The sequence below is a fragment of the Pseudofrankia sp. EUN1h genome, assembly GCF_001854645.1.
GTDB classification, from domain to species: domain Bacteria; phylum Actinomycetota; class Actinomycetes; order Frankiales; family Frankiaceae; genus Pseudofrankia; species Pseudofrankia saprophytica.
On the sequence record NZ_MBLN01000014.1, the window covers coordinates 111,476 to 133,032 of the forward strand.

The window sequence follows — 21,557 nt, forward strand, 5'->3', positions numbered from 1 at the left end:
GACTCAGCGGTGGCTGCCACCGAGCTGAAGACCGATGACGCCGAGGATGATGAAGGCGAGGCCGCCGGCCTTGAGGACGGTCATCTCCTCTTTGAAAGCCAGCACGCCGATGACGGCGACGATCGCGGTACCGACGCCGGACCAGATGGCGTACGCGACCGCGAGCGAGATCGTGCGCAGCGCCCGGGAGAGCAGGTAGAACGACACCGGGTAGCAGGTCGCGACCACCAGGGTCGGCCAGAGTTTGGTGAAGCCGTTGGACTGGCGCAGCGCCGTCGTCGCCACGATCTCCAGCCCGATGGCCAGGGCAAGCTGCAGGGCCGCGATCACTAGCCGACCCTAGCCGGCAAACATGCTGGTCGCGGGCGGCATTTCGGCCATGTCACGCGGCATTCAGCCGACGTCCTCGCGACCGCCGGGACGCGGTCGCGAGGACGGCCGGGACGGTTACCAGGGGCGACCGCCGGGCCCACCGGGCTGCCCGAACAAGCCGCCGAGAGCGCCGCCAAAGCCGCCCTGCAGATGGCCGGGCTGGCCGGAGCCRTGCGGGTTGCCCTGCCCGCCGAGCCGGTTGCCGGCGAAGCCGCCCTGGCCGACGCCGAACAGGCCGGCCGCGCCGCCGCCGGACAACGCCTGGTACGGCGGCAGCAGCTCACTCGGCTGAATGATCGCGTAACCATCGCCAGCGAACGACATCTGCCAGCTCTCGCCCGTGTTGCCGCGCGGCTTCCACGCCGACGAGGACGTCACGGCGGCCTCCATGGAGACCTGCAGACCGCTCGACCAGCCGACGACCGCGTCCGCGTCGGCGAAGTAGTAGTTCTGCGGCGTGACCCGCATGACCAGCGGCGCGCCGGTGGTGCACAGCGCGACCTTGCCTGAGCCGGTCAGCTCGACCTGGTAGCTGCCGACGCCCGCGATGCCGACGTCGCTCTGGATCCGGACGATGTTCCAGTTCAGGCTCATGTCGAAGGCGAGCACGTTGCGCCCGTCGATGGTCACGCCGTCGCGGCCGTCCAGGTCGAGCAGGAAGATGTCCTGCGCCTGGTAGGCGAGGAAGACGCTGCCCGCGCCGGACACCTTCATCAGATGCAGGCCTTCGCCGTCGCCGAAGAGGTGGCTGAAGTGCCCGGCCCAGCCCTCCCACTGCCCGTCGAACTGGGCGGCGCCCTGGTAGGCGACCATCGAGCCGGCGCGCGCGAAGAACTCGCGCATGCCCTGGGCGCCGAGCGTCGCCTTGAGCATCTTGCCGTTCTGCAGCGTGAACCGCTCGCCGCTGGCCACCTCGGGGTTGTCGAGCAGCGAGCTGCGGATCCCGGCGCTCGGGTTGCCGCCCGGCATGCCACCCATCCCGGCCGGCGGGGGCGGCATGCCGGGGGGCATGCCGCCTGGCGGCGGTGGCATGCCCGGAGGCATCCCACCTGGCGGCGGCGGGAAGCCAGCGCCAGGGGGCGGCGGGTAGCCACCTGGCTGAGGCGGATAGCCGCCACCGGGCGGCGGCGGGTAGCCACCTGGCTGAGGCGGATAGCCCCCTCCGGGGGGCGGCGGGTAGCCGTGGCCGGGCGGCGGCGGTGGGTAGCTCATGACGTCGTCCTTCCAGCCACGGCGGGGCCAGCGGCGGACCTGCTGACGGTGGGCGGCACGGGTCGTCAGCCCCGGACCGCGAAGTTCGGGCGCTCGTCCTCGCTCGGCTGCACGACGACGAAGCCCTGGCCGTGGAAGCCGAGCTGGAACGCCTCGCCGGAGCCGCGGCCGAACATGCTGCCGAAGCCGGCGGTGCGCCGCTTTTCGATGCTCAGGCCCTCGGTGTAGGCGACCAGCGCGTCGGTGTCGACGAAGGTCGGCGCCTCGCGGGTGTCAAGCATGATCGGGTTGCCCTTGGAGACCATCGCGACCCAGCCCGCGCCCTGGGTGTTGTTGCGGATGACCACGTTGAACATGCCCATGCCCGACAGCATGGTCACGCCCTTCACCCGCTCGATCCCCCACTGCAGGCTGGCGTCGAACGCGAGGATGTTCTTGCCGTTTACCGACACGGCCTCACCCGGGGTGAGCTGCAGGACGATGACGTCCTTGCCGTAGTCGGCGAGGTAGAGCAGGCCCTGGCCGCGCGCCGTCATCAGCGGCACACCCTCGCCGGTGGCCCAGCTGGAGGCCAGCCGGCGCACCTCCGGCGGCTGCGGGTCGAACTCGATCAGGCCCTCGTAGCCGATCATCGAGCCGGACCGCGCGAACAGGTCGAAGCCCGGCCACATGACCACCTTGGCGATCTTCGACCCGTGCTTGCTCATCCGGTCCATGACCGGGGTCGGGCCGTAGTGCTGAATCAGCTGTCCCTGCACCGCGGGCTCCTCGTCTGCGTCTGCGCCGCCCGCGTCATCGCGGGACACCTACGGGTCTCGGCCATCGCGGGCTCACACCTCGTACGGCTGGACGACGATGAAGTGGCCGCCGCCCATCCCCTGGAACTGCAGGTTGTGGGACTCGCCGCTGGCCGTGTGGTAGACCTGCCGCGAGATCCGGACCTGCGACGACACGCTGACGCGCATCCCGACGGTCCAGGCGACCAGCGCGTTGATGTCCCCGAACGTCGGCCCCTGCACGGGCAGCGTCATCGGCGTGCCCTTCGTCATCACGACGATGGTGCCCGGGCCGGACATCTCGAAATGGAAGATGCCGCCGCCCGGGATGCCGGCGCTCTCGATCCGCTTGACCTCGCTGGTGATCGTCGCGTCGAAGGCCAGCACGTTCTTGGTGTTGACGCACAGCTTCTGGCCGGGGCCGAGCTCGACGATGTGCAGGTCGGACGCGTCCTGGGCGAGGAACACCTCGCCTTGGCCCTTGCAGGTCATGAGCTTCAGGCCCTGCCCGGTGAGCTTCTCCTCGATCATCCCGCGCAGGCCGCGGCTCTTGTAGTCGAACTCGATGTTGCCCTGGTAGGCGACCATCGCGCCCCGCAATGCCATCGCGTCCTCGCCGAGGCGGACCTTGACCAGCTTGCTGTTCTGCTGCACCCAGCGGCCCTGTGCCTGGTTCTCGGCATACGAGGTGAGGCTCGCCATCGCGCCCGGCGGCACCGGCTGCGCCTGCGACGGCGGTGGCTCCTTGTACAGGTTCACCAGCGGCGACGCGGCGCCGGCCGCCGCGGCCGGCGGCTGGCCATAGCCCGGCGCCTGGGGCGCGGCGGGTGCCGGCGGGCGCGCGGCCGGTCCACCGGGGGGCGGCGCGAAGCCACCAGCCGGAGCGGGCGGCGGGGCGAAGCCACCGGCCGGAGCGGGGGGCGGCGGGGCGAAGCCACCCGCCGCCGGCGCGGGCGGCGGCGCGGGCGCCGGGTCCTCGACCTCGCCGCCGAAGGAACGGATGAGCTCCGCGAGCCCGCCGGCGAAGCCCTGCCCGTTCGCGGTGACCCGCCAGACGCCCTTGCGGTACACGTCGCCGATCATGACGGCGCGCTCGGAGGTGAAGTCGGCCCCGGTGAACGGGTACCGCATCACCTCCTGGCCGCCGACGACGATCCGGAAGTAGCCGGAGGTGATCTGGCTCGCGCTGCCGGCGCCGTCGAGCGCAGCGCAGAACGACAGCTTGTGGATCGAGGGCGGCACCGCGTCGAGGGTGAGCCGGAACGACTCGGTGTCGCCCGACTGGGCGCCAAGCTGCTGGATCGAGCCCTCAGGCGACTTCGGCTGGTTGAAGAAGACGAAGTAGCGGTCGTCGGAGAGCCGGTCGTTCGCGTCCAGGCCGAAGCAGGAGATGTCCCAGCTGGTGCCCGGAGCGTTGACCTGGATACCGATGTAGAGGTCGGTACCCTGCGTGATCGCGGACAGCTGGCTCTTCTGACCTCGACCGAACTGCGTGACCACGCTGTTCCTCCCGCCGCGCCCTACGATTCCAGCCGGCCCAGACCCCGGCGCGGATCCCCGCGCCACGGCCGCCGGACGCCGACTCCGCCGATGTGACCATCCCCATGGTCGCACCGCAGGCGAGCACCCGATGTGGACCGGACTGACCGGAACCTAACAGTCCGGGTCCCGGGTCACCGCATCACCCGACGCCACTGTGGTGTCAGCCGGCGGACAACGCGGGTCCGCCGGGCCGGCGGCGCTGGCGCCGGTACGACCAGAACCGTTTGGTGCCGCGCCATGCGAGGCGGCGCCGTTCGGGCCGGCGCCGGCCGGGGCACCGCCGTCGGTGGCCGAGACACCGCCGTCGGTGGCGGGCGCGGGTGGCTCGTCGTCGGCGAACGGCAGCGGCGGCGGCTGGAAGGCGGACGCCGCGGCGAACACCGCGTCCGGCTCAGCCGGCGCCCCCGGCTCGGCCACCAGCTCGTCGGTTCCGCCCCAGCCCCGGCCACGCGGCCAGGGCGCCGGCAGCCACAGCGACAGGGCCAGTACCAGCAGGGCCACCACCGGCAGCACCAGGTACAGGCCGGTCGCGCGCACCCGCATGTCGACCAGGTCGATGACGTAGTTGCCCGCGTTCGGCGGCAGCTTGTCCAGCACGCCCGGCGAACGGATCAGGTGGCCGATCCAGCCGGCGAGCAGGGAGCCCGCGAATCCGCCGACGGTGAGTCCCACGGGCACCGGCCAGCCGCCGTCGGCCGCCTTGAGGCGGGCCAGCACGCCAGCGGCGATGCCAGCGCCCAGGCAGATGAACCCGAAGATCGCGTCGATGTCGGCCTGCGTGGTGAACGCGTTCTCGCTGCCGCTGATGCTGGCCGCGACGTCCAGGTGCGGCGCGGTCGCCGCCCACAGCAGGCCCAGCAGCGGCCCGGCGGCGGTGAGCGCCAGCAGGCAGACGATCCCGGCGCGCACCCCGGGACGCCGGTACAGCCCGGCGAACCACCCGGCGAGGCCGGCGAGGAGCGGCCCGAACTGCTGGTTCACGCAGTCCCGGCCCGGCGCAGCGCCCCGGCGGCGGCCGCCAGGGTGATGACGGCGACGAGGGCGCACACGCCCAGGTCGAGGGCGACGATGCCCCAGCGGGCCGACGGCAGGAACGTCTCTGAGAGGGCGTCGACGGCGTAGCTGCTCGGCAGCACGTCGCGTACCAGCCAGCCGACGCCCGGCAGGCGGTCCGACGGGATGATCCCGAGGAAGAGCACGATGCTCATGCCAAGCTGGCCGGCGACCGTGGCGAGCTCGGGACGGGGCGCGAGCAGCCCCGCCGCGGCGCCGATGCCCGCGAGGCTGGCGCCGGCGAGCAGCGCCACCGGTGCGAGGACCCAAAGGCCGGACAGCGGAAGGCCGAACAGCAGGGCGCCGGTGACGGCGGTGACGATGACCCCGGGGACGGCGAACGTCGCGTAGGAGGCGGCCGTGCCGAGCACGACGGCGGTGCCGGGCACCGGCAGCGTCAGGTAGTAGTCGAGCGCGCCGGCGGCGCGCAGCGCGCCGAACCGCTGCGCGAGCAGGTTCAGCGCGACGAACGCGACCACGAGCACGGTGCACCCGGCGACGACCTGGGCGCAGGTGGTGACGTCGGAGATGCTCACGACGCCGCGCAGCAGCAGGAGGATGCCCACCGACTGCAGCGTGGCGACGAACATCAGCGGCATGCGAGCGACCCTGCCGCGCGAGAGCTGCCCCCGGTAGACGGCGACGAACGCCACCGAAAACGAGGTGCGCCCCGGCACCGCGGGGACTACCGGCACGCCCACCGGCCCGGCGCCAGCGCCAGCGCCAGCGGCGGCGCTCGCTACCGGGGAGGTCTGGGAGCCGCCGGTCACGCGGGCCGGCACTGCGGGGATGCCGCCGTGGGCGACGGGGGCCACAGTCACCGGGGCACCAGCCCAGGCCGGGGGCCGCGCGCGTGGATGGGGGTCATGTGCGCTCCAGGTCGCGGGAGGTGCCGCCGAGCGACAGGTAGACGTCTTCGAGGGACGGCGTCGCCAGGCTGAAGTCGTCGAGGGCGGCGAACGCCGGGCCGGTGGTGAGCAGGGCGAGCGCCTCCCGGGCGCGCTCCGGCGTCATCCGGACCGTCCAGCGCCGGCCCGCGCGGCTCGCCTCGGCGCCGAGCCAGCGCACGGTCGGGTCGTCGGCCGGCGGGTCCTGGCGCCAGGCGAGCTCGAGGCGCACGTCCGCGTCGACCAGGGCCTTGAGGCGGCCGGGGGTGTCACAGGCGATCACCCGGCCGGCGTCGAGCACCGCCACCCGGTCGAGCACCGTCTCCGCCTCCAGCACGTTGTGGGTGATGAGGACCACCGTCACACCGGCCTCGTCGCGCCGCCGCCGCAGCGAGGCCCAGACCGCCCGTCGGCTGCGCGGGTCGAGCCCGGTCGTGGGCTCATCCAACACCAATACCGGGCGGGAGCCGACCAGTGCCGTCGCGACGCAGGCGAGCCGGCGCTGGCCGCCGGAGAGCTTCCCGAGCGGCCGGTCGGCGACGCCGGTCAGCTCGAGCTCGTCGAGCACGGCGTCCCGTTCGGCCCTGGCTGCGGCCTTCGTCAGGCCGCGCATCCGGCCGGTGGTCTCGATCGCGATGGCGACCGGCAGCTCGGCCAGCGCGAGGTCGCTCTGGCCGAGGTAGGCGACCAGCCGCGCCGGCAGGTCGGGCCGGGCGACGACATCGTGCCCGAACAGCTCGATGCTGCCCTCGTCCGGGCGCAGCAGCCCCATCAGCTGCCGCACGAGCGTCGTCTTCCCCGCCCCGTTCGGCCCGAGAATCCCGAACACCTCGCCCGCGGGGACGTCAAGGTCGACACGGTCGTTGGCGACCACGACCGTGTCCCCTGTCCGGTGCCGTCGGGTCAGACCCCGGACGGCGAAACTACGCACTCGCCCATTCTCCCGTACGACGGGCGTCGTTCGTACGGCCGCTCTGTCCGGAACGTCACTCGCCGGCCCACACGCCGTGCCACCTCGGGGCCGCACGGCCGCGGACGGGGCAGACATCACACTGTTCGAACGTCACTGAACACACATCCGTGCCCCAGAAACGTCCTATAGGCCTCGACATCACGCCATCGCCGTTGGTGAGCATCAAGCGCAACCGAGCCCAAGAGGTGACGGCGCATCAGCGCCGGCACCAGACCAACCACGTCCTGTGCCCGGAGCCAGTCCAACTCGGAAATATGCCTTCACCCGGATCCACCCGGGGAGGGCGCTCAGCGCCCGACGGCCGCGCCCTGCCGGATCGCGAAGCCGGGGTCCCTGCCGGATCGCCGGAGGCGATCTGGGAGGTCTGCTGGGAGGTCTGGGGCGCGRAGCGTCCGCCACGGGACGGCCTCAGACGGCGCTGCTCATCCAGACGACGATGTCGAGCATCCGCAGCGCGGTGACGGGCGGGCCGCCGCCGGGGACGAGGGTGGCCAACCGCTGGAACTCCGCGGCGTTCTCGCGCAGGTCGTACTGCATGGCGCGGACGAGCAGCTGCATGTACTCGCGCCAGGAACGGCCGTCCTTCGGCGCCGCCGGGACGCAGTTCTCATGCTGGTAGAAGATCCGTACCTTGGAGTCGAACAGCGGCACGAGGGCGGGCCGCTTGCGGTGCAGCACCTTGGCGATGAGTGAGCCCTTGACGTCGCGGTCGACGACGTCAGGGTCGTCCAGCGGGTCGTAGAGCGCGGCGACCAGGTCCAGGGTGACGTCGTCCGCCTCGATCAGCTCGATCCCGGGCGGCAGCTTGTCCAGCGCGCGCTGGAGCAGCGGCAGCAGCGCGGTCAGGGTGTGCAGCCGGTCGATGTCCACGCCGACGCCCAGCAGGCAGGGTGCGAGCAGGTCCCCGGTGCAGAGCAGGTCCGAGTCGCCGTTCGTCACCAGGCCGTCGTAGTACGGGTAGGCGTAGCGCAGCCCACGCTTGCGTGGTCCCAGGTACTCCTCGAGCAGGCTCTCCGCGTCGAAGACCTCCCGGGTGCCCATCGCCAGCTTCACCGAAAGCTCCTCATCCCTCACGTCGGGTGCCGTTCTTGGCACACGGGCGTCGGCGGCCGGTCGGCTGTGAGGGCGTTCTCCCCCGATACCGGGCTGCGCGGCGCCAGTTTCCCAAACAGTACGGCCGAGCGTGGCACTCTGTGACCATCCGTCGGGATCGTCACTGATCGCCCCGAGCACCCGGCGGCGATCCCCGCACGCCACTTTGGCGGGTACGGGCATCTCATCATCTCCCGACCCGCCATCCCCGGGAAGTACCGGTTACCGCCCCGCGAACGCGCGGCCCAACAGTTCCGGACCGTCCCGTTTGACCAGTCCCGGTTGACCAATCCCGTTTGACCGGTCCGTTCGGCCGTCAACGGTGTCGCGTGGGCGCGGCTACCGGGAGCCAGCCACGACGGGCCACCGCGATGTGGTGACGTAGCGGTATGAACGAGCTCTCAACCGAGGTCATCACGATCAGCGCGTGCCTTCGGGGCGGAAGCGGCGGAAGCGGCGGAAGCGGCGGCAGCCCCACCGCGGTCGTCGTGGACGGCCGCGGGCTCGGTGACGCGGAGCTCGCGCGGATTCCCGCGCGGATGGGCACCTCACACGTCGCGGTCGTCGCCCCGCGCACCGGTGCGCGGGGCGAGCGGGGTGTCCGGTTCTTCACGGCAACGGGCGAGCTACCCGGATGCGGCCACGGAACGGTGGCGGCGATCGCCCTCCTCACCGTCCAGGAGGCGGGGCTCCCGGAGGGAGCGCAGGCAGCGACGGCCGCGGCAGCGGCCGTGGGCAAGGACTTCCAGGGCCTGCTGCGCGTGGCTGGACGGGACGTCGAGGCCACCGGCGTGCTCGCCGCCGGATCCGGCGGCGCCGTGGTGGAGGCCTGGTTCGACCAGGGTCTGGTGGACCACCGCGCCGCCACCGCCTTCGAACGCGACGCGTTCCTGGCCGCTCTCGGCCTGGAACCGGACGCGCTGCACCCCGAGGACGACGTGTCCATCGCCTCGCCCGGCCGGGAGCGCCTGATGATCCCCGTCACCGACCGCGCCGTCCTGGCCGGCATCCGGCCGGATCAGGACCGGCTGGCCGCCGAGAGCCGTCGCCATGGGCAGCTCGGCTGCTTCGTGTACGTCCCGCCGTCCCTCACCGAGCCGACCGCCGCGGCACGCATGTTCGCCCCGGCCATCGGCGTACCGGAGGACGTCGCCAACGCCAACAGCAGCGGCTGCCTGGCCGCCCATCTCCTCCTTAGCGGCCACGACTCGACCGTCGCCGTCGATCAGGGCGACGCCCTCGGACACCCATCCACCGTCCACGCCGCCGCCACCCGCACCCCGCGCGGCATCACCACCCGGGTCGGCGGCACGGCCCGCGTCCTGCCCAGCCGCTAGCTGGCCGCTGGTTCCGCGACGCCGAGGGCGAAGGTGACGCCCAGCTCGTCGGCGGTGTGGTGGATGCCGGCCGGAAGGGCGCCCTCGACGAAGCGGACGGCCAGGACCTCGTCGGCGACCGCGGCGGCGTGCTCGCGCAGCGCCAGGGCGGTCGACGCTCTTGAGGCGGTCCACCAGACGTCGATGCGGTCGGTGATCTGCAGGCCGGAGCTCTTGCGGGCGTCCTGCAGGACGCGGACGACGTCGCGGGCGAGGCCCGCGCGGGCGAGCTCGGGGGTGATCTCCAGGTCGAGCGCGACCGACAGGCCGGACTCGGAGGTGACCGCCCAGCCCTGCCTCGGCGTCTCGGTGACGATCAGCTCGTCGCCGGAGAGCTCGACCCGCTCGCCGTCGACCTCGACCTGGAGCACCCCGTCGGCCGGGAGGCCCGCGGCGGCCACTGCCGCGGCGACGACGGGCGTGCGCTTGCCGAACCGGCGGCCCAGCGCCCGGAAGTTCGGCTTGACGGTGACGTCGACGACGTCGGCGGTCGCGCCCTCGACGCCCGCGACGTTGAGCTCGTCGGCGATCTGCGCGCGCAGCTCGGCGGGCAGCGCCTCGAACGCGGCGCCGCCGACGACGGCGCGCGGCAACGGCTGGCGGGTGCGGACCGCGCTCGACGCGCGGGCCGCGCGGCCGAGCTCGACGATCCGGCGGACCAGGTCCATCTGCTCGGACAGCGTCTCGTCCACCCATTCGGCGGGCAGCTGCGGCCAGGTCGCCAGATGCACCGAGTCCGGCGCGCCCGGCGCCGCCGCGAACAGCCGCGCCCACAGCCAGTCGGTGAGGAACGGGGCGAACGGCGCCATCGCCCTCGTCACGCCGTCCAGGCAGCGGTACAGCGTGTCCAGCGCGTCCGGGTCGCCGTCCCAGAAGCGGCGCCGCGAGCGGCGGACGTACCAGTTCGACAGGTCGTCGATGAACCGGGTCAGCCGCCGGCCGGCGCGCAGCGAGTCGAAGCCCTCCAGCGCCTCGTCCACCTCGCGGACCGTCGCCGCCAGCTCCGAGAGCGCCCAGCGGTCGAGCACCGGCCGCTCGGCGGGCGCCCGGCCGGGCGCCGCCGCGGGGTCCCAGTGCGCGGCGGAGGCGTAGAGGGCGAAGAACGAGGCGGTGTTCCAGTAGGTCAGCAGGACCTTGCGGACGATGTCCTCGATCGCCTCGTGGCCGACGCGGCGGTCCGACCACGGCGAGCCGCCGGCGAGCATGAGCCAGCGGACCGCGTCCGCGCCGTGCTGCTCGAACAGCGCGAACGGGTCGAGGACGTTGCCCAGGTGCTTCGACATCTTGCGGCCCTCGGCGTCGAGCAGCAGGCCGAGGCACAGCACGGTCTCGTAGCTCGACTGGTCGAAGACCAGCGTCCCGATGGCCATCAGGGTGTAGAACCAGCCGCGGGTCTGGTCGATGGCCTCGCAGATGTACCGCGCCGGGTAGTGCTTCTCGAACTCGGCCTGGTTGCGGTGCGGGGCACCCCACTGGGCGAACGGCATCGCGCCGCTGTCGTACCAGACGTCGATCACCTCGGGCACGCGGCGCGCGGTGCCGCCGCAGCCGGCCCGCTGGCAGGGCAGCGTCACCTCGTCGACGAACGGGCGGTGCGGGTCGAGGCCGGACAGGTCGCGGCCGGTGAGCGTCGAGAGCTCGGCGAGCGAGCTGACACAGGTCAGGTGAGCGGGGTCGTTCTCGCAGCGCCAGATGGGCAGCGGGGTGCCCCAGTAGCGGTTGCGCGACAGCGCCCAGTCGACGTTGCCCCGCAGCCACTCGCCGTAGCGGCCGTGCTTGATCCGGTCCGGGTGCCAGTCGGTCTTCTCGTTCTCCTCGACGAGCCGGTCGCGGACCGCCGTCGTCCGGATGTACCAGCTCGGGAGCGGGTAGTAGATCAGCGGTGTGTGGCAGCGCCAGCAGTGCGGGTAGCTGTGCACGTAGCTGGTGCCCCGCCAGAGCAGCCCGCGGGCCGCCAGGTCGGCGGACAGCGGCGCGTCGGCGTCCTTGAAGAACATCCCGCCGACGAGCGGGACCTCGGGCAGGAACCGGCCGTTCGAGCCGATCGGGTTGACGACCGGCAGGCCGTTCGCCCGGCAGACCGCGAGGTCCTCGGCGCCGAACGCCGGCGACTGGTGGACCAGGCCGGTGCCGTCGGTGGTGGTGACGTAGTCGGCGAGCAGGACCGAGTGCGGGGCGGCGGGGGTGGCGCCGGCGGCGTGCCGGCCGACGACGCCGTCGGCGCCCGGCTCGAAGCGGGCGGCGTCGAGCAGCTCGAACGGGCGGCGGTAGCGGGTGCCGGCGAGCTGGGCGCCGGTCAGCCGGTCGACGACCTCGGCGTCCTCGGCGGCGTCTCCCAGCGCGGCCGCCAGCAGTGGCTCGGCGACGACGAGGTGCTCGCCGGCGGCGGTGCGGGCCAGGACGTAGGTGACGTCGGGGTGGGCGGCGACGGCGGTGTTGGAGACGAGCGTCCAGGGCGTGGTCGTCCAGACGAGCAGCTTGGCGTCCCGTTCCGGGGTGAAGATGCCCTCAGGCCCGGTGCCAGCCACGACCGGGAAGCGGACGTAGACCGACGGGTCGGCGACATCCTTGTAGCCCTGGGAGACCTCGTGGTCGGACAGCGGCGTCTCGTCGCGGGGGCAGTACGGCGTGACGCGGAAGTCCTCGACCAGCAGGCCCTTGTCGAAGATCTGCCCCAACGACCACCACACCGACTCGATGTAGGAGGTGTCCATCGTGCGGTAGGCGCCGTCGAGGTCGACCCAGTAGCCCATCCGCTCGGTCATCGCCGAGAAGTCGGCGACGTGGCGCAGCACCGACTCGCGGCAGCGGGCGTTGAACTCGGCGATCCCGAACTTCTCGATGTCGCTCTTGCTGGTGAAGCCGAGCTCCTTCTCCACCGCGAGTTCGACGGGAAGACCGTGGCAGTCCCAGCCGGCCTTGCGGGGAACGTGATAGCCCTTCATCGTCCGGTAGCGCGGGAAGATGTCCTTGAACACCCGCGCCTCGACGTGATGGGCGCCCGGCTTGCCGTTGGCGGTCGGTGGGCCCTCGTAGAACATCCACAGCGGCGCGTCGGCACTCGCCCGCAGCGAACGTTCGAAGACCTTGCTGTCACGCCAGCGGTCGAGCGTCTCCTGCTCGAACTCCGGCAGGTCGACCTTCGCCGGCAACGGCGCGAACACCGCCGGGCGGGCGGCGGCAGGCGCGTGAGACGTGGCGGCCGCGGTGTTGGCGGACGTGGTGGCTGGGGTGCTGGTGGGTGTGGGGGTGCTCATCGCTGTGGGGTCCCGGTCTCCGTCGGACGTGGCAGTTCCGGCGGAGGGACGACGCCACTCCATTCCCAGGGCCGCTAACGGCCTCGGGGTGGGCGGGGCACCGCGGTACCACCCTCCTTGCGCGCCGCCAGGTCTCGGACCCGCGACGGCCACTCGTTCGCGCCACGGCTGCCGGATCTACTGACGCCCCGGATCGCTTCAACGTCCCAGGAACGCGTTCTCCCGACGGCTCCGGGGTGATGTTCACGACGCGCTGGCCACCGGGCTTCCACCGTCCCCGGCTCGCTCAGTACCTGTTGGATCCAGGTACCTGTTGGATCTAGGCCGCGCCTGCCGCTACTCGTCCCCATCGACGCCTTGCCGCTGGCTTGCTGCGCCCAGCCTAGCCGAACCGCCGCCGGGCTGGCACCGGGGTTTCCCGCAAGATCACGTCGCGCGGATGGCGCTGAGCCGCCTCCCGGGGTTTCGGCGACGGTCACGTCGACGTTCCCCGGGCCGTACCCGCGCGGTCATATTCTTTGTCATGCAAAAAGTCGGCACTTTCCGGGGCAGCCCGGACGGACGCTGAGGACCGGTGAGGATGAGCACGTCGACGTGGGAGCGGTTCGCCAAGAAGCTGCGGCAGGCGAGCCAGCGGAAGTCGGTGCGGACGCCGTTCGGAGTCCGAATGTCGGACGGCTCATCGTTCCAGGTCGGTGACGGCGAGCCACGGTTCTGGCTCGAAAGCCGGGGCAGCGCCGGAGACCGGGCGCTGTCGTCGATGGACCTGTTCCAGGTGGGTGACGCGTTCATCGCCGGCGCGTTCGACATCGACGGCGACGTGGTGGCGGCCTTTGCCGCGCGCAGGGTTTTCTCCGATTTCCACCCGATCGTCTGGATCAGGCGGTTCGCGCCGCTGGCGCTCGGCGCGCGCGGCCGGCGCAAGAAGGACGACGAGGCGATCGCCGCGCACTACGACGAGGACGCCGACTTCTTCCGCACGTTCCTCGACAGCGAGTTCCGCTGCTACACGCATGGGGTCTTCACCGCGGACGCCGAGCCGCTGGAAGCCGCGATGGCGAACAAGATGCGCTACGCCTACGACGCGCTGGCGCTCAGGCCGGGGGCGCGGGTGCTCGAGGTCGGCGGCGGCTGGGGGGCGTTCCTGCAGTACGGCTCCGAGCAGGGCGCGCGGGTGACCTCCCTCACCCTGTCGAGGGCGTCCGAGATGTTCATGAACGACCTCGCCAAGGAGCGCGGTTACGAGGAGGCCACCGTCGTGCGCCAGCACCTGTTCGCCTACGAGGGCGCGGGCGAGACGTACGACGCGCTGGTGAACATGGGCGTCACCGAGCACCTGCCCGACTACGAGACGACGCTGCGCAGGTACGCCGCGCTGGTCCGCCCCGGCGGGCGGGTCTATCTGGACGCGGTGGCGATGCGCCGCAAGCACCACCTGTCCAGCTTCATGAGCCGGCACATCTACCCGGGCCGGTCGACCCCGATGGTGCTGCACGACTATCTGGCCTGCGTGGCGAGGTCAGGGCAGTTCCGGGTGCGGACCGTGATCGAGGACACCCACAACTACATGCTGACCTGCCAGGCCTGGGCGCTGCGGCTCGACGCCGCCCGTGAGCAGATCGTCGAGCGCTGGGGACAGGAGGTGTACCTGAAGTTCCGCGCCTTCCTGTGGGGCTCGACCGCCGGTTTCGTCACCGGCCAGCTGGAGGCCTACCGCGTCGTCCTCGAGCGCCTCGGCACCCCCGACCCCACCCCGTCGGCCGCCTGACCGCCTGACCGCCTCCGCCGTCAAACCGCGCGGCGGGGTTTGTGATGTCGTTCTGGCAAGCCAGGCACGCAACCCAGCCACACCTGGTGACGGCGCATCGGCGCTGCGCCAACCCAGCCACGTCATCAGCCCCGGTCCAGCCCCACCACCGCTATATGCCAGCACCCGGAACCACGTAGGGAGGGCGCTCAGCGCCCGACAGGCTGCGCCCGGGTGCGGGCGCGGAGCGTCCGGCACCGGGACAGCCGTACAGTTGACGACGTGGGAGAGGCGCCGACCAGCGAGGGCGATGTACCCGGGCCTGGCGCGCGGGGCGATGAGGAGACCTCCATCGCGCGCGCATACCTGGACTGGGGCAGGGGCCCCGATCTGGCGGCCGGGAAGGCCACCGGCGCGCACGCCGGTCAGTCCGCGCAGCCGCGGGCCGACGGTGCGCCCGGCGGGGTCACCCGGGCCGGCGATGACGGGGAGGATGGGGGCGGAGGGTCCGCCCCGCACACCACCCCGTCCCGCCGGTCGGCGGGACGGCGCCCGATCGCCGTGCTGCTCGCCACCAGCCTCGGCGTGGTCCTGCTCGACGCCATCACGAAGATCATCGTGGTGGCGAGGATGAAGCCGGGCAACCCCGTCACGCTGATCCCCGGCGTGCTCGACCTGCAGCTGACCCGCAACTCCGGCGCCGCGTTCAGCATCGCCGGCGGCGCGACGGCCCTGTTCAGCATCATCGCGGTGGCCGTGGTCGTCGTGGTCGCGCTCACCGCGCGCAAGCTCGGCTCCCTCGGCTGGGCCGTCGTCCTCGGCGCCATCGTCGGCGGCGCGGTCGGCAACCTMGTCGACCGGCTGGTACGCGCCCCCGGCCCACTACGCGGCCACGTCGTCGACTGGATCCACCTGCACCACTGGCCGATCTTCAACGTCGCCGACTCGTCGATCGTCGTCGGAGCCGTCCTCGCCGTGGTGATCTCCGCGCTCGGCATCGGCCTCGACGGCTCGCGCCTGGCCCGGCAGGGCCCGGCGGCGGACGCGGACGGTGGCACGGCGGGCGAGCCCGAGACGGACAGACCGTCCGAGCCGGCGGGCCGGGAATGACGGCGGTGCGGGCCGGCGAGCGGCGGTCCCTGCCGGTTCCGGACGGGCTCGACGGCCTGCGCCTGGACGCGGCGCTCGCGCGGATGTTCGGCCTGTCGCGGACGGTGGCCGCGGCGCTGGTCGCCGACGGGCAGGTCAGCGTCGACGGCCAGATGCCCGGCCGGTCGGACCGGGTCCGCGGCGGCGCCTGGTTGGAGGTCGAGCTGCCGCCCCCGCCGGGCCCGGCCGTCGAGGCCGCGCCGACGCCGGTCGAGGGCCTGACGGTCCTGCATGACGACGACGACATCATCGTGATCGACAAGCCGGTCGGCGTCGCCGCCCACCCGGCGCCCGGATACACCGGCCCGACCGTGATCGGGGCGCTGGCCGCCGCCGGCTACCGGGTCTCCACCTCCGGTGCCTCCGAGCGCCAAGGGGTCGTGCACCGCCTCGACGTCGGCACGACCGGGGTCATGGTCGTCGCGAAGAGCGAGCTGGCCTACACGGCGCTCAAGCGGGCGTTCCGCGAGCGGACCGTCGACAAGCGCTACCGCGCGGTGGTCCAGGGCCACCCCGACCCGCTGCGCGGCACGATCGACGCCCCGATCGACCGGCACCCCCGCAAGCCCGGGCTGTTCGCCGTCGTCGCGGACGGCAAGCCAAGCGTCACCCACTACGACACCGACGAGGCGTTTCGGGCGGCGTCGCTGCTGATCATTCGGCTCGAGACCGGGCGAACCCACCAGATCCGGGTGCATCTCTCCGCGTTGCGCCACCCGTGCGTCGGCGACCTGGCCTACGGCGCCGACCCGACGCTCGCCGAGAAGCTCGGCCTGCGCCGGCAGTGGCTGCACGCCTTCGAGCTCTCGTTCGAGCACCCGGCGGACGGGCGGCCGGTCACGTTCACCAGTCCCGACCCGCCGGATCTCGCCGAGGCGCTGGAGCGGCTCCGGGCGATGTCGTGAGCCTGCGCCCGCCGCCGGTGCGCGCCAGCGGCTCCGGGGGCAAGGACCGCCAGGTGGGGCACGAACGAGGAGCATTTCCGCGCACCATCTGGTCTTCCGGGGCCCGTTCGGCGCGGAGCGCGGCCGACGCGGTCACGCACCGGGCCACCGCGGCGGTGGTGGAGGTCGCGACCGCCAGCGGCGCCGAGATCGCGAAGGCGGCGGATCGGGCCGGCCCGATGCTCGACCGACTGGACGACGCGCTGGTGCCCAGGACCGGCCAGGTGCTGGAGGCCGCGGTCGGCGCCGCCGCGGCGACGAGCAGGACGGTCACGGCCGGGCTGCTGCGTCTCGCGCTGCGCACCCGGCTGCTGCCCGGTCCGCCCCGCCCCCGGCGGGCGGACCACGGGTCCGGCTCGTTTCCCGCCGACGCGGCGGACGCCGAGGGGGCGGACACGGCGGACGGGCCGTCGGTCGGCCGGGCGTTACTCGAGCGCGGTGCCCGGATCGCCGTCCTCGGCCTCGTCGCGATGATCGTGTTGAGCGCCGCCGCCGCCCTGCTGCCCGGGATCGACGGCCAGCCCCGCAGCACGGGCGGGGCCGAGCCGGCGAGCCCACCGGCGGGAAACACGCCTGGCGGTCAGGCGAGCACCGCCGTCGTGCCCAGCGTGACGATCGGGCCGCCGGCAGGCGAGTCGACGGCGGACTACATCGGCGGCGCGGACCAGTCCCTCGCGTCGCTCGCCAGGGCCGCGCCGGCGGCGGACCTGCTGGCAGTGGTGAGCCTGACCGGCTACCGGAACCCGGACGGCCTGCAGGCGCTGCTGGCCACCTACCGGGTGACGCAGGTCTTCTTCGCGATCCCCGGGTCGGGCGCGGTACACCAGGCGGCGGTGCGCACCCCGGTGGACGACGTGCTGACGGCGTTCGCCGCGCAGGCCGCCGAGTCGTCCAGGCGAGCGACGACGGCCACCGACCCGGGGGCGCGGGAGAGCGCTCGGGCGGAGGCGGAGGCGCTGCGGGGTGGCCGGAGCTGCTCCTGCCTGTTCGCCGCCGTCGTGCGGGCGTCGGCCGCCCGGCTGCTCGCGCTGCGCCAGGACCCGTCGGTCCGCGTCATCGACGCCGCCCCACCGGCCACCCTGGAAAACACCGCCCGTTTCGTCCCCGTGAGCCCTGACCGACCGTAAGCCCCGCCCCTGACCGACGTGACGAGCCGCCGTCACGGCCATGCCGGGAACTCGTTCGCCGGGGGCGCGCCGGGCGGGTTGTGGCTCGGGGTGAGGTCAGGAGCTGACGGCGCCTCGGGCGGCGCGGCGGGCACGGCGGGCGGCGCCCAGTGGGAGCAGGCCAGCGGCGAGAAGCGTCAAGGCCAAAGATGCATACACGCACGCGGTCGGGCCCACGGCGCCGGCGACCAACAGCACCGCGGCGAGGACCAGCAGCACACCGCTAAGAATGATCACCTCGACCACCTCCGTCGTTCACCATTGTCGCCGCGGGTGACGCCCTGGCGGGCACGACACGGACGACCACGGCAGTGCGCGCGGGACTTCCCCGGCCCGCGCKCCGAAAGCTCGCGCGCCGGAAAGCGCGCGGGCGGCGACGGAGCTCCGCGCGGGCCGGCGGCGCGGCGGTCCACCACCAGTAGGCGGACGCGACCGTCCACCGGCCTGGCGACGGCGGACCCTCGGGCGGGTCAGAACTCCTGGATGCCGCCAGCGCGCGGGTCGCGCTCCCCGTGGTTGACGCCGTTCTGGCCACCCATGGCGGGCGGCCCCGGCTGGTAGGCACCTGCCGGAACCCCTACGGCCGCGGGCTGAGGCTGCTGGGGCTGCTGCTGACCGCCGCCCTGGGTGCCCGGGTTCAGGCCTGGACGGGCTGGGCCACCAGGGCCTACGGCCGGCTGGGTCGGCATGCCGTCGAGGTCGCGCAGCTGCATCTCCAGGTAGGCGCGCAGGCGCGTGCGGTACTCACGCTCGAACGCGCGCAGCTGCTCGACCTGGCCCTCGAGGCGGCGCTTGTCCTCCTCCAGGCCACCGAGCTGCTCGGCCACGTGCGCCCGCGCCTCGGCGAGGATGCGGTCGGCGTCCGAACGCGCCTCGCGGCGAGCCCGCTCCGACTCGGCGCGCGCCTCACGCAACGCCTCGTCCGCGGTCCGCTGGGCGAGCACCAGCGTGCGAGCCACCCGCTGCTCGATCTCGGCGTCGAGCTGGGCGCCGGCATTGGCGGGCGCGGGCACGCCGCCGCCACGCTGGCCGACGGCCGGCATGACCTGGGTGGCCCCGCCGGGGATCGGCACCGGCGAGGTGGACGGGCCTCGGGCGGCCGCCGCCTGTGCCTGGGCCTGGGCCTGCTGGGCCGCCGCCTGGGCCTGGGCGGCGGCCCGGCGCGCGTCGTCGAGCTGCCGGCGCAGCTGCTGGTTCTCCTCGAGAAGCTGGGGGGGCACCCCGGGGCCGCCGCCACCGGTGCGACGCGCCTCGTCGAGCTGGCGGCGGGTGTCGGCGTTCTCGTCGAGCAGACGAGTCAGCTCGGCCTCGACCTCGTCGAGGAAGGTGTCGACTTCGTCCTCGTTGTAACCGGTCCGGAACCTGGTCGGGCTGAAGACCTTGTTCTGCACATCCTGTGGTGTCAGCGCCACGTCGCCTCCTCTTGCGGCATCGCCGCTCCCCGAAGAGAGGGCGGTCTACGGGCAGTCTCCCGCGCTCGTGTCAGCGGCGTGCACACGACCCCGTCACAACCTCGTCGCATAGTTCTGCAACACCACGATCACGATGAACAACAGCAGGAAACCGAGGTCGAAGGCCACAGCCCCCACGCGCAGCGGCGGGATGAAGCGCCGAAGCAATCGTAACGGCGGGTCCGTGGCCGTATACACGACCTCGCAGAGCACCACCCACGGGCCGGTGGGCCGGAACGAGCGGCTCACCGACTGCAGCAGGTCGATAACCATCCGCGCTATCAGGAGCAGTAGGTACGCGGTCAGCACCCAGTAGAGCACGGTGCCGAAGATGCTTATGGCTGCCTCTCCCTGCCTTGCGGACGTCGACGGCCGGGCACCGCGACGTCAGGACTGGTTGTAGAAGCCACCTTCGGCGATACGACGCTTGTCGCTCTCGGTGACCTCGACGTTCGAGGGGGTCAGGAGGAAGACCTTGTTGGTCACCCTCTCGATCCTCCCGTGCAGACCGAAGATCAGCCCAGCGGCGAAGTCGATCAGCCGCTTGGCCTCGACATCRTCCATCTCGGTGAGGTTCATGATGACGGGCGTGCCGTCCCTGAACTCCTCACCGATCTGACGGGCGTCATTGTAGCTCCGCGGCTGGAGCGTTGTGATCCGGTAGGGGGATGCTTCCTCGACGGCGGCTACCCTCCGCATCGGAACGGCACCAGAGGGGCGCAACGGTTCGACGGAGGAGGAACGTCTGGCCATGGTCGGCGGCTCCTCGCGTGCGTCGATACGCCTCACCGTCCGGTCGAACGGAACGGGCTCGCGCACGTCCCGCCGGTCATCCTGCTGGTCGTCCTGACCGTCGTCATCGTCGTAGTCGTCGAGATATTCGTCGTCCTCCTCGGCCAGACCGAGGTAGACCATCGCCCTGCGACCGAGCCCCATGGCGCGACTCTAAGGGACAGGGCGCCGCTCACCGAACAAAGCGGTGCCGATCCGTAGGTGTGTCGCGCCTTCGGCCACCGCGGCCTCCAGATCGCCCGACATTCCGGCACTCATGACCCATGCCTCCGGGTGATCGCGCGTCAACCGTTCAGACACTTCCCGTAACCGGGCGAACGCCGGCCGTGGATCTTCTCCCCGGGGGGCCACCGCCATCACACCCGCCAGCCGCAGCCCGGCCGCCGCGGCGACAAGATCTGTCAACCGGGCGACATCGCTCGGCGCCACGCCACCTCGTCCGCTGACGCCGCCATCTCCCGATGTGTCCAGGGACACCTGGAGGCAGACGGCGATCATACGGCCCTGGCTCGTCGCCGCCCTCGCCAGGGCCGCCACCAGCTCCGGCCGGTCGACCGACTGCACCCAGTCCGCCCACCGGACGACCGCGTTCGTCTTGTTGCGCTGCAACTGCCCGACGAAGTGCCAAACCGGTCCATGCAACCCATCCGGTGCACCCGGCTCATCCGGCGAGGCCGTTCCGCCCAGCCGGGACAGTACCTGGGCGACCTTCGGGGCGGCCTCCTGCTCGCGGTTCTCGGCGAAATGGGCGACGCCCAGCGCACGCAGCGCCAGCACGTCGTCGGCGGGCCAGGTCTTGCTGACGGCGACGAGCGTGAGCCCGGCCGGGTCACGGCCGGCGGCGCGCGCCGCCGCGTCGATCCGCTCCCGGACGTCGCGCAGGTTCGCCCGCAGCCGCGCGAGGCGCGCCGCGCCGACCCCCCACCGGGCCGCCAGCTCGTCGGCCTCGCCCGCCGCGAGGTCGGGAGGAGCGCCGCCGGCCGGCGCCCCCGGATCACCGGGACTCAAAGCCAGACAACCCCGGCGAAACGGCCCGTACGCCCCTGGTCCCGACGGTGCGAGAACAGGGTGGGGTCCTCCATCGTGCAGCGGTCGGAGACCTCGACGTCGGTGACCCCGACGGCACGCAGCTGGGCGGCGACGCCCGCGCGCAGGTCGAGTGCCGGGGTGCCGGCCCTGGTGACGCTGGCCGTGCCGGGGACCAGTGCGGCGACCTCGTCGCGCATCGACGCKGGCACCTCGTAGCAGCGCCCGCACACCGACGGGCCGATGACGGCGCGCAGCTCGCCCGGCTCGGCGCCGAGCTCCCCGAGCGCCGCCACCGCCGCGGGCACGACGCCGGCGGCGAGCCCGACCCGCCCGGCGTGTGCGACGCCGACGGCTCCTGGGCTGGTGAACACGACCGGGACGCAGTCCGCGACCAGCACGGCGAGCCCACATCCCGGCGCGGCGGTGACCATGGCGTCGGCCTCCGGCGGCCGCGGCCAGCCGGCCGCCTCACCGGAACCACCCGGCAGGTCCCCGACCGGGGCGTCACCCGGCGGGCCGTCGGGTGACCAGCCGTACCGCGACGCGTCCCGGTACGTGATGACGCTGGCGCCGTGGACCTGGCGCATGAAACGGACCGGCACGCCGGTGGTCTCCACGAGCCGCTGCCGGTTGGCTCCCACGGCGGCCGGGTCGTCGCCGACCTTGCCGCCGAGGTTCAGCGAGCTGTACGGGCCGGTGGAGACGCCGCCGGCCCGGTCGGTGAACAGCAGTGGCACGG

General features: G+C 72.9%; 20 protein-coding genes. 5 read left to right on the forward strand and 15 right to left on the reverse strand.

Annotation, left to right across the window (positions count from 1 at the left end; genetic code table 11):
* Positions 1-3 precede the first annotated feature (3 nt).
* The 8 genes from BCD49_RS05430 to BCD49_RS05465 all read right to left on the reverse strand — a co-directional run bounded on the left by BCD49_RS05430 (position 4) and on the right by BCD49_RS05465 (position 7,868).
* The gene (locus tag BCD49_RS05430; protein WP_007518470.1) at positions 4-330 is read right to left on the reverse strand and encodes a DMT family transporter; all 327 of its coding nucleotides are present in this window, start codon (positions 328-330) and stop codon (positions 4-6) included.
* Positions 331-447: 117 nt separating this feature from the next.
* Positions 448-1,584, reverse strand: coding sequence for an AIM24 family protein (locus BCD49_RS05435; RefSeq protein ID WP_007518469.1), 1,137 nt, complete (start codon positions 1,582-1,584; stop codon positions 448-450).
* Between the two features lie 65 nt (positions 1,585-1,649).
* Positions 1,650-2,342, reverse strand: a complete 693-nt coding sequence (locus BCD49_RS05440) for an AIM24 family protein (RefSeq protein ID WP_007518468.1) — start codon at positions 2,340-2,342, stop codon at positions 1,650-1,652.
* A gap of 72 nt (positions 2,343-2,414) precedes the next feature.
* A complete protein-coding gene (locus BCD49_RS05445) occupies positions 2,415-3,860 on the reverse strand; it encodes a TerD family protein (protein WP_007518467.1) in 1,446 nt (481 codons plus the stop codon).
* A 153-nt stretch (positions 3,861-4,013) separates the two neighbouring features.
* Entirely contained in the window at positions 4,014-4,883 is an 870-nt protein-coding gene (locus BCD49_RS05450; RefSeq protein WP_007518466.1) for a hypothetical protein, read from the reverse strand.
* Entirely contained in the window at positions 4,880-5,776 is an 897-nt protein-coding gene (locus BCD49_RS05455; protein ID WP_007518465.1) for an ABC transporter permease, read from the reverse strand. The genes BCD49_RS05450 and BCD49_RS05455 overlap by 4 nt, the downstream gene beginning before the upstream one ends.
* 43 nt (positions 5,777-5,819) lie before the next feature.
* Entirely contained in the window at positions 5,820-6,773 is a 954-nt protein-coding gene (locus BCD49_RS05460) for an ABC transporter ATP-binding protein (protein WP_007518464.1), read from the reverse strand.
* Positions 6,774-7,223: 450 nt separating this feature from the next.
* Positions 7,224-7,868 (reverse strand): DUF6308 family protein, encoded by a 645-nt coding sequence (locus tag BCD49_RS05465; protein WP_007518463.1) that lies wholly within the window; start codon positions 7,866-7,868, stop codon positions 7,224-7,226.
* A gap of 428 nt (positions 7,869-8,296) precedes the next feature.
* Between BCD49_RS05465 and BCD49_RS05470 the strand changes: the two genes are divergently transcribed.
* The gene (locus BCD49_RS05470) at positions 8,297-9,244 is read left to right on the forward strand and encodes a PhzF family phenazine biosynthesis protein (protein WP_007518462.1); all 948 of its coding nucleotides are present in this window, start codon (positions 8,297-8,299) and stop codon (positions 9,242-9,244) included.
* Here BCD49_RS05470 and ileS read toward each other — a convergent pair.
* Positions 9,241-12,540, reverse strand: coding sequence for an isoleucine--tRNA ligase (ileS, locus tag BCD49_RS05475; RefSeq protein ID WP_007518461.1), 3,300 nt, complete (start codon positions 12,538-12,540; stop codon positions 9,241-9,243). The two genes, BCD49_RS05470 and ileS, sit on opposite strands and share 4 nt — an antisense overlap.
* Before the next feature lie 580 nt (positions 12,541-13,120).
* Here ileS and BCD49_RS05480 point away from each other — a divergent pair.
* The 4 genes from BCD49_RS05480 to BCD49_RS05495 all read left to right on the forward strand — a co-directional run bounded on the left by BCD49_RS05480 (position 13,121) and on the right by BCD49_RS05495 (position 17,507).
* Positions 13,121-14,308, forward strand: coding sequence for a class I SAM-dependent methyltransferase (locus BCD49_RS05480; protein ID WP_007518460.1), 1,188 nt, complete (start codon positions 13,121-13,123; stop codon positions 14,306-14,308).
* A 261-nt stretch (positions 14,309-14,569) separates the two neighbouring features.
* Positions 14,570-15,397 (forward strand): signal peptidase II, encoded by an 828-nt coding sequence (lspA, locus tag BCD49_RS40295; RefSeq protein WP_232794164.1) that lies wholly within the window; start codon positions 14,570-14,572, stop codon positions 15,395-15,397.
* Positions 15,394-16,341 (forward strand): RluA family pseudouridine synthase, encoded by a 948-nt coding sequence (locus BCD49_RS05490; protein ID WP_007518458.1) that lies wholly within the window; start codon positions 15,394-15,396, stop codon positions 16,339-16,341. The genes lspA and BCD49_RS05490 overlap by 4 nt, the downstream gene beginning before the upstream one ends.
* Positions 16,338-17,507, forward strand: coding sequence for a hypothetical protein (locus tag BCD49_RS05495; RefSeq protein ID WP_007518457.1), 1,170 nt, complete (start codon positions 16,338-16,340; stop codon positions 17,505-17,507). The genes BCD49_RS05490 and BCD49_RS05495 overlap by 4 nt, the downstream gene beginning before the upstream one ends.
* 96 nt (positions 17,508-17,603) lie before the next feature.
* Here BCD49_RS05495 and BCD49_RS05500 read toward each other — a convergent pair whose 3' ends face one another.
* The 6 genes from BCD49_RS05500 to pgeF all read right to left on the reverse strand — a co-directional run bounded on the left by BCD49_RS05500 (position 17,604) and on the right by pgeF (position 21,555).
* Positions 17,604-17,783 (reverse strand): hypothetical protein, encoded by a 180-nt coding sequence (locus tag BCD49_RS05500; protein ID WP_007518455.1) that lies wholly within the window; start codon positions 17,781-17,783, stop codon positions 17,604-17,606.
* Positions 17,784-18,016: 233 nt separating this feature from the next.
* A complete protein-coding gene (locus tag BCD49_RS05505) occupies positions 18,017-18,958 on the reverse strand; it encodes a DivIVA domain-containing protein (protein ID WP_007518453.1) in 942 nt (313 codons plus the stop codon).
* A 93-nt stretch (positions 18,959-19,051) separates the two neighbouring features.
* Positions 19,052-19,306 carry a YggT family protein gene (locus tag BCD49_RS05510; protein ID WP_027140979.1) on the reverse strand — a complete coding sequence of 85 codons (255 nt, stop codon included), beginning with the start codon at positions 19,304-19,306 and terminating at the stop codon, positions 19,052-19,054.
* A gap of 78 nt (positions 19,307-19,384) precedes the next feature.
* Positions 19,385-19,933 (reverse strand): cell division protein SepF, encoded by a 549-nt coding sequence (locus BCD49_RS05515; protein ID WP_007518449.1) that lies wholly within the window; start codon positions 19,931-19,933, stop codon positions 19,385-19,387.
* A gap of 9 nt (positions 19,934-19,942) precedes the next feature.
* On the reverse strand, positions 19,943-20,797 hold the full coding sequence (locus tag BCD49_RS05520) for an alanine racemase (RefSeq protein WP_007518447.1): 855 nt from the start codon (positions 20,795-20,797) through the stop codon (positions 19,943-19,945).
* Positions 20,794-21,555 (reverse strand): peptidoglycan editing factor PgeF, encoded by a 762-nt coding sequence (gene pgeF, locus BCD49_RS05525; protein ID WP_007518446.1) that lies wholly within the window; start codon positions 21,553-21,555, stop codon positions 20,794-20,796. The genes BCD49_RS05520 and pgeF overlap by 4 nt, the downstream gene beginning before the upstream one ends.
* Between the last annotated feature and the right edge of the window lie 2 nt (positions 21,556-21,557).

What these genes read in the sequence shown, in the direction of transcription:
- BCD49_RS05470 (WP_007518462.1), top strand. Translation starts at nt 8,297, where the DNA reads ATGAACGAGCTCTCAACCGAGGTCATCACGATCAGCGCGTGCCTTCGG.
- ileS (WP_007518461.1), bottom strand. Translation starts at nt 12,540, where the DNA reads ATGAGCACCCCCACACCCACCAGCACCCCAGCCACCACGTCCGCCAAC.
- BCD49_RS05490 (WP_007518458.1), top strand. Translation starts at nt 15,394, where the DNA reads ATGACGGCGGTGCGGGCCGGCGAGCGGCGGTCCCTGCCGGTTCCGGAC.
- BCD49_RS05480 (WP_007518460.1), top strand. Translation starts at nt 13,121, where the DNA reads ATGAGCACGTCGACGTGGGAGCGGTTCGCCAAGAAGCTGCGGCAGGCG.